This window comes from Streptomyces sp. Root431 (assembly GCF_001426585.1).
GTDB classification, from domain to species: Bacteria; Actinomycetota; Actinomycetes; order Streptomycetales; family Streptomycetaceae; genus Streptomyces; species Streptomyces stackebrandtii.
Genome location: NZ_LMEI01000001.1, coordinates 11,907 through 24,202 on the forward strand (window position 1 = coordinate 11,907; position 12,296 = coordinate 24,202).

The window sequence follows — 12,296 nt, forward strand, 5'->3', positions numbered from 1 at the left end:
TGCGTGTGTGGTGTGCGTGCTGTGTCGTGCGGTGCGCGCTTACGCGACCTGTACGTCGTCCGCCAGGTCGAGGCAGGCCTCGATCTGGCCGACCACCTGGTCCGCCAGGGCCGGGAAGCCGGAGTCCAGGAAGTAGAAGTGGCCGCCGGGGAAGAACCGCTGGGCGAACCGCGCCCCGGTCTCGCGGCGCCACAGGTGCATGGCGGAGGCCGGGGCCCAGGCGTCCTGGGTGCCGCCGAACACCGTGAGCGGCGAGCTCAGCGGCGAACGGCCTGGCGCGGGGCGGTAGTTGTCCACGGCCTTCAGGTCGGCGCGGACGGTCCGCAGGAAGCGGTCCAGGAAGTCGCTGGCCTCGGTGACCCGTTCGGGCATGCCGCCGAGGTTCAGCATCACGTCGAGGAGCGCGGTGTCGTCGAGGGCGTGCAGCGGTACGGCTCCGACGCCCGGGTGCAGGGGCGCGACCCGGCCCGACGCCCCGGTCCACACCGGGTACCGGCCGAGGGCCTCCAGGGCCCGGGCGGTCTCCAGGGCCACCACCGCTCCCATGCTGTGGCCGAACAGGGCGAACGGCGCGTCGTCGTCCGCCCACGGCAGGACGTCGGCGACGACGGTCTCCACCACCTCGGCCATGTCGTCCAGTTGGGGCGCCGCCGCCCGCCTGCCGCGTCCCGGCAGGTCGAGCAGGAGCAGGTCCCAGTCGGCCGGCAGATGGCGGACGAAGGGGTAGTAGACGGCGGCGGAACCGCCCGCGTGGTGGAAGCCGATCAGCCGGACCGCAGGCCGATCGACCGGGCGGGGCCGCAGGAACGGGCTTCTGACGACGGTCACGTGTCCACCCCCATGGCGACGCAGACCTGCTCGCTGAGGTGGGCGAGGAGATCGGCGACCGGCATCTCCACCGGGCAGTCGAGGGTGGGCAGTTCCACCCCGTACTGCTGCTCGACGCTCTTGGTGAGGAGCATCGCGGTGAAGGAGTCGCCGCCGACCTCGCAGAACGGGACGTCGGGGGCGAGCGCCCCGTCCGCCTTGAGCACGGCGGCGAGCTCGGTGGTCAGATAGGCGCCGATCTCGGCCCGGTCGAGCGGCGCGGTACGGGTGGCGGCGACCGGGACGGGCACGGCGTGCACCGGCTCGGGGGCCGTCTCCTCGATCCAGAACCGCTTGCGCTGGAACGGATAGGTCGGCGCGTCGACGAACACCGCGCCGGGCGCGCCGAGGTGGTCGAGCCGCAGGGGCGCGCCGCCCCGGTAGAGCGCGGCGAGCGCCTCGGCGAGGAGGCGGGGCGCGTCCTCGGGGCCGGCGCCGGTGAGCGGCAGGCTCTGCCCGCCGGCCGTGATCCGGGCGCCGGGGGCCGCGTTGTCGGTGGCGAGGGTCGTCTTGACGCCGAGCAGCGTCAGGACGGCCCGCAGCCGGGCGGCGGGCGTGCCCTCCGTGCCGGTCGCCCCGGCCAGGCCGGGGAAGTGCCGGGCCAGTTCGGCGAGCGCGCCGTCCAGGGCCGCGGTGTCGGAGCCGGCGGTCAGGACGACCCGGTCGGCGGAGCGCGCGCCGTCCGCCGGCTGCCCGGCGGCGAGGGCGTCGGCCAGGGCGGCCGCGTCGGTGCCGACGACGGCGAGCCGGTGGCCGAAGTGGACCCGGCCGGCACGCAGGGTGTGGGCGAGGGAGGCGACACCGGCGGCGTCGAGTCCCGTCAGCGCCTCCTGCACCCGCTCGGACAGCTCGGCGAGCGCCCGGGGGTCCTTGGCGGACAGGGTGAGCAGCTCCGGGTGGTGCGCCAGGGCGTCCACGGGGGCGGCGGGTGCCGGGGCGTACGAGGAGAGCACGGCGTGCGCGTTGGTCCCGGAGAGACCGAAGGCGCTGATGCCGGCGGTGCGGTCCCCGGGGGCGGCCGCCCACGGTGCCGCCTCGCGGGGCACGGTGAGGGCGATCCGGTCCCAGGGGATGAGCGGGTTGAGCCGCCCGTCGCCGGGCTGGGCGCCCGCCGGGACGGTCCCGTCGCCGAGCATGAGGACCAGCTTCAGGACGCCGGCGATGCCGGCCGCGGCCTCCAGGTGCCCGATCCGGGCCTTGACGCTGCCGAGGGCGACGGGGGCGGTCCGCTCCCCCGCGCCGGTGCCGAGGACGGCGTCCAGGGCGCCGACCTCGATGGGGTCGCCGAGGGCGGTGCCGGTGCCGTGCGCCTCGACGTAGCCGACGGAGCCGGGGGCGACCCGGGCGTCGGCCAGGGCCGCGCGGATCACCTCCTGCTGGGCGGGGCCGCTCGGCACCGTGAAGCCGGAGGAGGCCCCGTCGTGGTTGACGGCGCTGCCCCGGACGACGGCGAGGACCGGGTGGCCCTGCGCGAGGGCGTCGTCGAGCCGCATCAGGGCGACCATGCCGACGCCCTCGCCCCGGCCGTAGCCGTCGGCGTCGGCGAGGAAGCTGCGGGACCTGCCGCCGGGCGAGAGGGCCTCGCCCTGGCACAGGGAGACCATCAGGTCGGGGCCGAGGATCAGGTTGGCGCCGCCGGCGAGCGCGTAGTCGCACTCGCCGCCGCGCAGCGCCCTGACCGCCTGGTGGATCGCCACCAGGGAGGAGGAGCAGGCGGTGTCGACGCTGGTCGCCGGGCCGGAGAGGCCGAGCGCGTAGCTGATCCGGCCGGCGACGAAGCAGTGGCCGCTGCCGGTGCTGTGGTAGGGGTCGATGCGGCTGTAGTCGCCGTCGTGGACGAACCTGCGGCCGTACTCGGAGGCCATGACGCCGACGAACACGCCGATCGGCAGCCGGTCCTGGCGGCGGGCGGCGATGCCGCCGCGCTCCAGGGCCTCCCAGGCCACTTCGAGCAGCAGGCGCTGCTGCGGGTCCATGGTCTCGGCCTCGCGCTGGGAGATCCCGAAGAACGCCGCGTCGAAGGAGGCGATGTCGTCCAGGAACCCGGCGCGGTCCACGTAGGAGTGGCCCTCCTTGCCGCGCTCGGGGTGGTAGACGGACCGCAGGCCGGTGCGGTCCTCGGGGATCGGGCCGACGGCCCGGGTGTCGGGGTCGGCCGCGTACAGGAAGTCCCGGTACGCGTCGGGGGTGTCGATGCCGCCGGGCAGCCGCATCGCCGTGCCGACCACGGCCACGGGGGCGTGGGTGCGGGCCTCCAGCTCGGCCACGCGGTCCTTGAGGCGGCGGGACAGCTTGAGCTGGTCCTGGATGACCTGCCGCAGTGCTGCGGTGTCGGGGCCGGTCGCCATCACTCTGCTCCTGCGTGGGTGGGTGTCGCCGTGTTCTCGGGTATCGGTATCGCCTTCATCGCCTGCTCACCGCTCCTGGGAGAGGTCGTCGTGGACGGCCTGGAGCAGATCGTCGAGGGACAGCTCGTCGAGCTCCTCGGACGACGGCCCGGCCTGCGGGGTGTCGGCGGTGCTGGGCACCAGGGCGGACACCGGCGTCTTCGCCGGTGCGGGGGTGGTCGTGGCGAGGGCGGCCGGCGACGCGGCGTCCTCGGCCAGGAGGAACTCGCTCATCGACAGGACGCTCGGGTGGTCGATGGCGACGGTGGCCGGCAGGTCCTTGCCCATCGCGTGGGCGAGGGCGGCCCGCAGGTCGATCGCCATGATCGAGTCGAGGCCGAGCTCGGAGAAGCCCTCCGCGTCGGCGGAGCCGTCGGCGGGGAGTCCGTCGTCGGAGCCGAGCATCCGTGCGACGAGCGAGCGGACGGCGGCGCGCAGGACGTGCTCGCGCTCCTCCTCGTCCGTGCCGTGCAGGCGCTCGGTGATCCAGCCGGCCGGTTCGGCGTCGCCGCCGGCGGCGCGCTCGGCGGCCGGTGCGGGGCCGGTGAGTTCGGCGACGAGGGCGGCGCGGGCGTGGCCCGCGTTCTGCTCGGCGTACCGGGCGGGGTCGAGGCCGACGACGACGAGCCGGGCGAGCGGGGCGTCCGTCGCGAGGGCGAGCGGGCCGGCCGCGTCGGCGTCGGACAGGGCGCGGATGCCGAGGCGTCCCGCGGCGCGTTCGACGGCCGCGGCGGCCGCCATGCCGCCCTTCGCCTCCGGGACCCAGGGGCCCCAGTTGACGCTGACGGCGGGGACTCCGCGCTCGCGGAGGTGTTCGGCGACTCCGTCGAGGTAGCCGTTGGCCGCGGCGTAGTTGGCCTGTCCGGCGGCGCCGAGGACGGCGGAGACGGAGGAGAACAGGACCAGGGCCTGCGGGTCGTGGCCGGTGATCGCCTCGGCGAGGACGTCCGCGCCGCGTGCCTTGGCGTGGAAGACCTTCTCGTACGAGGCGTCGGTGAGGGAGCCGAAGGCCGCGTCGGCGTTGACGCCGGCCAGGTGGTAGACGGTGCCGAGGGGTCCGTCGGCCGTGGCGGCCGCGACGGCGGCGGCCACGTCGGCGGGGTCGGTGACGTCGCCGCGGACGACGGTGACGCGGACGCCGGAGGCGCGCAGTCCGTCGATGACGCCCTGTTCGGTCTCGCCGGGGGCGGACCTGGCCATCAGGGTGAGCCGGTCGCCGCCGCGGGCGGCGTGCGCGGTGGCGACGGCGAGGCCGAGGGCCCCGAGTCCGCCGGTGACGAGCGCGCCGCCGGCGGGGCGGTCCCCGTCGGGTTCGGCCGCGACCTTGACGAGCCGGGCGGCGCGGACGCCGTCGTCGGTCAGCGCGAGGCGGGTCTCCCCGGGCAGCGCGCCGATCAGCCGGGCGAGGGGCCGGGCGGTGTGGGCCGCGTCGAGCCGGACCCGGGTGAGGCGGCGGTCGGCCTGCTCGGCCTCCAGGGCGGTCGCCATGCCGAAGAGCGCCTCGCGGAGCGGGGCCCGTCCTGCGGAGCCGTCGACGGCCAGGAGGTACGGCAGGGTCTGCGGGAGGGTGCGCAGGCCGGCGGCGAGGGTCCGGGCCGCGTCCAGGGCGTCGCCCGCGTCGCCGGTGCCGGGGGCGGCCCAGCGGGCGTCGACGACGAGGTCCGCGTCGGGGTGGGCGGGGAGTTCGCCGGTGTGGACGACGGCCCGGTGTCCGGCGGCGGTCAGCGCGGCGACGAGTTCGGGGACGCCGTCCTGGGAGGCTTCGTCCCCGAGGACCAGGACGCCGAGCTTTCCGCCGGCCTCCGGGGTCTCGGCGAGCGGCGCCCAGTCCAGGGTGTGGACGAGGCCGTCGCCGCGGAGGCTGGCCTCCAGGACGGCCCGGGAGGCGTGCCGGATGCGGAACTCGTCGGCGGTGAAGACGCTGTGCTCGGCGCCGGTGACGGCGTCCCTGGCGTACAGGTGGAGGTCGGCGGTCTCGACGCGCAGCCGGTCGTTCGGCAGGGGTTCGGCGCGCAGGACGCGCACCCGGCCCCACAGCTCGCCGTCGGCGAGCGGACGGCCGTGGAAGGAGAGCTCCTTCGCGGCGAACGGGATGGCGAGCGAGGGCGCCTCGACGGCTCCGTCGTCGACGAGGAAGACGGCGATGCTCTGGAAGCAGGAGTCGATCAGGCCGGGGTACAGCTCGTATCCGGCCGGGTCGTCGGGCAGTTCGGGCATCGTGTAGCGGACGAGAGCCTCGTCGCCCCGGATCCACACCTCGTCGATCCACTGGAAGGACGGGCCGAGGGTGTAGCCGAGCTCCCGGAAGTAGTCGTAGAACTCGGTCCGGGTCAGGTGCCGGTCGCTGGAGTCGATGAAGGCGGTACGGCTCTCGGCGGGCGGGCGGTGGGCCTCCGGGGTGCTGGAGTAGCGGCCGCCGATGTGCTTCTGCCAGACGCCGCGCTCGGGGTCGAGCAGGCTCTGTACGGAGAGTTCGGCGCCGCCGTCGGCGGTGGGCCGGTCGACGACGATCTGCGCCTCGTACTCCTCGCCGTCCTTGATGACCAGGGCCCGCGGGCAGATCAGGTCGCGGACGACGACGGGGCTGCCGTCGTTGCCGAGGGCGGACAGGACGGTCGCGAGGTGGGACGCGGCCGGGGTGACGACCGTGCCGTAGAGGCGGTGGTCGGTGAGGTACGCCGGGAAGCCGGAGCTGCGCTCGAAGGAGAAGGCGCGGCCCGCGAGGCCGGGCGAGCGGAGTTCGGCGCCCCAGTGGCGTCCGGCGCCGGCGCGGAGGGCGGCGGGGACGTCGGTGCGCGGGCCGGTGCCGCGGCTGCCGGCCGTGGTCCAGTACGCGGTGTCGGCGAAGGGGTAGCGGGGGGCGTCGGCCCGGCCGGTGCGGGCCCCGGTGATCTTCGTCCAGTCGAGGCTCTGGCCGCGCTCGTAGAGCGTCTTGGCGGCGCCCAGCAGGACGGCGCGGTCCTGGCCGCCGCGGCGCAGCGACGGAGTGGAGCCGCCCTCGGGGGTCAGGCCGGCGGCCCGGACGAGGTTGACGAGGGTGCGGTCGGGGCCGACTTCCAGGAGCACGTCGACGTCGAGTCCGCTCAGCGCGCGGGCGCCTTCGACGAACCGGACGGGCCGGCGGATGTGGTCGGCGAAGTAGGCGGGGGTGAAGGTGTCGGGCCCGGCCTCGGTGCCGGTGACGTTGGCGATGACGGGGAGCTTCGGGGCGCCGAACTCCAGGCCCGCGAGGGCCTGCCGGAACTCGTCGAGGACCGGGTCCATCAGCCGGGAGTGGAAGGCGTGCGAGACGGTCAGCGGACGGCACCGCACGCCCTGGTTGCGCAGGCGCTCGGCGAGCGCGTCGAGCCGGTCGGAGGGGCCGGCGACGACGACGGACTGCGGTCCGTTGACGGCGGCGACGTCGACTCCGGCCTCCTCGGCCCAGGCGGCCACGGTCTCCGGGTCCTCCGGGACGGACAGCATCCCGCCGGGTTCGGTGGACTGCATGAGCCGGGCGCGGTGGGCGATCAGCGTCATGCCGTCGTCGAGGCTCATCACCCCGGCGTGGACGGCCGCGGCGATCTCGCCGACGCTGTGGCCCATGACGGCCACGGCGCGCACGCCCCAGGACTCCCAGAGCGCGGCGAGCGCCAGCTCCAGGGCGACGAGGGCGGGCTGGGTGATCCGCGTCTGGTTGACGACGGTCGGGTCGTCGCCGTAGAAGACCAGGTTGAGGAGCGAGTCGCCGAGGTGCGGGGCGAGGGCCCGGTCGCAGGCGTCGAAGACCGCGCTGAACACCGGCTCCGTCTCGTACAGTTCGCGTCCCATGCCGAAGTACTGGGCGCCCTGGCCGGAGAAGAGGAACGCCACCCTGGGCGCCTTGACCGGGCCGGCGGCCGGGGTCGCCGAGGCGAGCGCGGCGAGCAGCTGCTCGCGGTCGCGGCCGAAGACGGCGCGGCGCACCGGGAGATGGGCCCTGCCGGCGCCTGCCGTGGCCGTGAGCTGGGCGAGCGCCTCCTCGGGGGTCTCCTCCAGGGTCCGCCGCCACTGCTCGGTGAGCCGGTCGAGACCGGCCGCGTCGGGCGCGGAGAGGGGCAGGAGGAGTCCGTCGGCGGCGTCGCGCGGCGGGGTCTGCGCGGCCTCGACGGCGGGTGCCTCGCCGATGACGACGTGGGCGTTGGTGCCGGAGAAGCCGAAGCCGGAGACGCCGGCCAGGCGCGGGACCTCGCCACGGGCCCAGGTGGCGCGGGAGTCGACGACGCGGACGTTCATGTCGCGCCACGGCACGTGCGGGTTGGGGTTCTGGAAGTGCAGGCCGCCGGGGATGCGGCCGTTGCGCAGGGCGAGGACCGTCTTGAAGACGGAGGCCATGCCGGAGGCGGACTCGCAGTGCCCGATGTTGCTCTTCACGGAGCCGATGAGCAGCGGTTCGCCGGGGCGGCGGCCGGGGCCGAAGACGTCCCAGGCGGCTTCGAGTTCGATCGGGTCGCCGAGCGAGGTGCCGGTGCCGTGCGCCTCCAGGTAGCCGATCTCGGCTCCTTCGACGCCCGCGTCGGCGAGCGCGGCGCGGATGACCTGGCGCTGCGCGGTGCCGTTGGGGGCGGTGAAGCCGGAGGAGGCTCCGTCCTGGTTGACGGCGCTGCCGTGGATGACGGCGAGGACCTGCTCGCCGTCGCGCAGGGCGTCGGAGAGGCGGCGCAGGACGAGGACTCCGCAGCCCTCGGCGCGGACGAAGCCGTCGGCGGAGGCGTCGAAGGTCTTGCAGCGGCCGTCGGGGGCGAGCATGTGGGCGCGGCTGACGGCGACCGAGCAGGAGGGTGCGGCGATGACGTTGACGCCGCCGGTGAGGGCCCGGTCGGTCTCGCCGGAGCGCAGGGAGCGCACGGCGAGGTGGAGGGCGACGAGGGAGGACGAGCAGGCGGTGTCGACGGCGAGGGCGGGGCCCTGGGTGCCGAGGTAGTAGGAGAGGCGTCCGGCGGCGGCGTTCAGCGCGGTGCCGGTCGCGAAGTAGGCGTCGAGGGGTTCGAGGCCGCCGCTCTCCAGGACGCGGGCGTAGTCGGAGTTGGAGATGCCGACGAAGACTCCGGTCCGGCTGCCGGCGAGGGACTTCGGGTCGGTGCCCGCGTCCTCCAGGGCGTGCCAGGCGGCTTCGAGGAGGAGCCGTTGCTGCGGGTCGAGGCTCTCGGCCTCGCGGGCCGGGACGTCGAAGAACGCGGCGTCGAAGCGGCGGATGTCGCTGAGGAAGCCGCCCTGGTCGGTGGAGACGGAGCCGGGGCGGGCGCCGGCCGGGTCGTGGAGGGCGGCGGTGTCCCAGCGGTCGGCGGGGACGGGGCCGACGCCGTCGCGGCCCTCGTCGAGCAGGGACCAGAACTCCTCGACGGAGTCGGCGCCGGGGAAGCGGCCGGCCATGCCGACGATGGCGATGGGCTCCTGGTCGGTGGGCGCGGGCTGTTCGGCGGCCGGTTCCGGCGTGGCGGCCGGGGCCTGTACGGGGCGGACGGCGGCCGGGGCCTTGCGCGGCGCGGGGGCCGTGGTGCGGCCGGCGAGGCGGCCGGTCAGCTCGGCGGAGAGCCGCTCGACGGTCGGGTGGCCGAAGACGTCGCCGATGCCGACGTCGACGCCGAGCGTCTCGGTGAGCGCGGCGGCCGCGTCGACGGCCATGATCGAGTCGAGGCCGAGGTCGAGGAAGCCGGTGGTCTCGGACAGGGCGGTGGGGTCGTCGTGGCCGAGGATCCCGGCGAGGACCTCGCGGGTGCGGCGGGTGACGAGGGTGGGGCGGCGGTGTTCGGGGGCCTCGGCGAGTTCCCGGGCGAAGGCGGCGGCCGGGGATTCGGTCGGGGTGGCGGACTCCGGGCCGGTGGGCTCGTCCGCCCCGGTGAGGCCGTCGAACAGGGGCCGGGCTCGTACGGAGTTCATGACCGTGCGGAAGCGTTCGGCGTCCAGGCGGCAGGCGACCGTGTGCGCGCCCGTGCCGTTTCCGGCGAGTCCGGCGAAGCCCTCGGCGGGGGCGACGGGGCTGACGCCCATCCGGGCGAGGAGCGCGCGGGCCTCGGGGCTCGCCATGCCGTCCAGGTCCCAGGGGCCGAAGGCGACGCTGGTCGCCGGGATGCCCTCGGTGGCGCCCAGTGCGGCGATCGCGTCGAGGCCGCCGTTGGCCGCGGCGTAGGCGCCGTAGCCGTCTGTGCCCCAGACCGCCGACACGGAGGAGAGGTGGACGAGGAAGTCGAGCGGCCAGTCGGCGGCGAGCAGGCGCAGCCAGGCGGCGCCGGTGAACTTGCCGGCGAGGGCGGTGGCGAAGGTGTCCGCGTCGGCCTCGGCGAGCGGCAGCCGGTCGATGCTGCCGGCGGCGTGCACGACTCCGCGTACGGGCGGCAGGCCGTCGAGGACCGCGAGGGCCTCGGTGAGGCGGGCCGCGTCGCCGGTGTCGGCGGATGCGTACACCGCCTCGACTCCGGCCGTCGCGAGTTCGGCGAGCAACTCCTGCGCCTCTGAGGGAAGTTCGTTCTGCGGCCGGCGGCCGAGGAGGACGAGGTGCCGGGCGCCGCGGGCGGCGAGGTCGCGGACGAGTCCGGTGCCGATGGCGCCGAGGCCGCCGGTGAGGACGTACGTGGCGTCGGGGCGGACGGGCAGCGGGCGCAGCGGCTCCGCGGCGGGCCGCAGCCGTGCGGTGTGGGCCGCGCCTTCGCGGACGGCGATCAGGTCCTCGGCGGAGCCGTCGGCGAGGGCCGCGAGGGCGGCCGTGGCGTCGGCGGCGGTCGGGACGGCCGGCAGGTCGACGATCCCGCCCCAGGTGTCGGGGAACTCCAGGGCGAGGACCGGCGCGAGGCCGTGCAGGACGCCGTGGTCGGCGGCGGCGATCGGGTCGGCGCCGGTCACCTGGCGGACGCCCGCGGTGACGAGGTGGACCCGGCCGGTGCCGGCCGGGAGGGCGCGGACGGCGGTGGTCGCGGCGGCGCAGAGGGCCGCGGCGTGCGCGGTGGGCGCGGCGCCGTCGAGCGCGGTGGGCAGCGGGGCGGCGGCGAGCGCGAGCAGCAGATCACCGGTGTGCCCTGCCTGAGCCCAGCCGTCGGTGTCGGCGGGCAGCGCGTCGAGGACCGTGACGGTACGGCCCGCGGTGCGGGCGGCCTCGGCGAGCAGGGCGACGGTGGCGCTGTCGTCACCGGCGACGAGGAGGGGGGCCTGCGATGCGGTCGCGGCCGGGGTGTACGGGATCCACTCGACGGCCAGCGCGGGCAGCGGCTCCACGGCGGTGTCCGACGGGGGCAGGGCCGCGGTCGCCGGGGCGGCGGTCTCCGGCGCGTACCGGACCCGCTCCCAGGGGTAGGCCGGCAGGTCGGCGACCCGGCGCGGGAGCGCGGAGGCGGCGGCGGTCGTCTCCGGGGCCGCCGTGCCGTCGGCGAGGGCGCGCAGGGCGGCGGCCGCGTCGGCCGGTCCCCCGGCGGTGATCACGGCGCGCACGGCGTGGCGGGCGCGGCCCTCGGTGACCGTGTACGCGAACGCCGGGTAGGCGTCCTCCGGCAGTTCGGCGACGCGGTCGGCGAGCCGGCCGGCCCAGGCGCGCAGGGCGTCCTCGCTGCGGGCGGTGATCTCGAAGCCGGTGACGGGGGCGGAGTCGGCCGCGGGGGTCGCGAGCTCGTCGGCGGTGAGCGGGCCGATGACGACGTGGGCGTTGGTGCCGCTCATGCCGAAGGAGCTGATGCCGAGGCAGTCGCCCGCGCCGTCCTCGCCGGTCCACGGGGTCTCGCCGCGCGGGAACTCGATGCCGGTGTCCGCGATGTCGATGCGGGGGTTGAGGGTGTCCAGGTGGACGACGGGCGGGACCGCGCGCCGCTTGACGGACGCGACGCCCCTGATGAGTCCGGCGATGCCGGAGGCGGCCTCCAGATGGCCGATGCTCGTCTTGACGGAGCCGATGCGCAGCGGGGCGCCGCCGTCGCGGCGGCCGAGCGCCTCGACGATCGCCTCGACCTCGATCGGGTCGCCGAGCGCGGTGCCGGTGCCGTGGGCCTCCAGGGCGCCGATCGCGGCGGGCGTCAGGCCCGCGTCGTCGAGCGCGGCCTTGATGAGGTTGATCTGGGCGCGGACGTTGGGGGCGGTGAAGCCGGAGGAGCGGCCGTCCTGGTTGACGGCGCTGCCGCGGATCACGGCGTGCACCCGGTCGCCGTCGCGCAGCGCCTCGGAGAGCCGCTTGAGGACGACGACGCCGCAGCCCTCGCCGCGGGTGAAGCCGTTGGCGCGGGCGTCGAAGGTCTTGCAGAGACCGTCCGGGGAGAGGGAGTTGGTCTGCTGGATGAGGCGGGTGGAGCGCGGCGACAGGATCAGGTTGACGCCGGCGGCGATGGCGACGTCGCACTCGTCGCGGCGCAGCGCCTGCCCCGCCAGGTGGACGGCGGTGAGCGAGGACGAGCAGGCCGTGTCGACGGCGACGGCCGGGCCCATCAGGCCCATGGTGTAGGCGATGCGGCCGGCGGCGAAGCAGTGGCCGTTGCCGGTGAGCCAGTAGGCGTCCTCCTGGCCCGCGGGCTGCCAGTCGCGGTAGTCCTGGCCGGTGACGCCGACGTACAGGCCGGTCCGGAGGCCGGAGAGATACTCCGGCGCGAAGGCCGCGTCCTCCAGGGCCTCCCAGGCCACTTCGAGGAGCAGGCGGTGCTGCGGGTCGAGGCTGCGGGCCTCGCGGGGGCTGATGCCGAAGAATCCGGCGTCGAACTCCAGTACTTCGTCGAGGTAGCCGCCCCGGCGCGGGAGGGTGTCCCACTCCGCGGCGAACGGGCCCTTGCGGTGCTCGGGCATCGGGGCGACCAGGTCGCGGCCCTCGGACAGTGCGTCCCAGTAGCCGTCGAGGTCGACGATGCCGCCGGGCAGGCGGAGGCCGACGCCGACGACGGCGAGCGGTCCGCTCTGCCCGGAACGGGCCTCTTCGAGTTCTCCGCGCAGCCGCTTGATGGTGTCCATCGCGCGGCTGAGCGGGGTGGTGGCGCTTCGCCCGGCACCGGTCTTCCGGTCTGCCGATTCCTCATGGGTCGGTTGCGTCGTCACAAGAAGGTCCCTCGCGGTCGGCAT

General features: G+C 76.0%; 3 protein-coding genes. All 3 read right to left on the minus strand.

Annotated elements, in window-relative coordinates; all coding sequences use genetic code 11:
- Positions 1 to 39 precede the first annotated feature (39 nt).
- The 3 genes from ASC82_RS00060 to ASC82_RS00070 all read right to left on the minus strand — a co-directional run bounded on the left by ASC82_RS00060 (position 40) and on the right by ASC82_RS00070 (position 12,272).
- Positions 40 to 828, minus strand: a complete 789-nt coding sequence (locus ASC82_RS00060) for an alpha/beta fold hydrolase (protein ID WP_056639607.1) — start codon at positions 826 to 828, stop codon at positions 40 to 42.
- Entirely contained in the window at positions 825 to 3,215 is a 2,391-nt protein-coding gene (locus tag ASC82_RS00065) for a type I polyketide synthase (RefSeq protein WP_056639609.1), read from the minus strand. The genes ASC82_RS00060 and ASC82_RS00065 overlap by 4 nt, the downstream gene beginning before the upstream one ends.
- A 66-nt stretch (positions 3,216 to 3,281) precedes the next feature.
- Positions 3,282 to 12,272, minus strand: a complete 8,991-nt coding sequence (locus tag ASC82_RS00070) for a type I polyketide synthase (RefSeq protein WP_199862441.1) — start codon at positions 12,270 to 12,272, stop codon at positions 3,282 to 3,284.
- Positions 12,273 to 12,296: the final 24 nt, after the last annotated feature.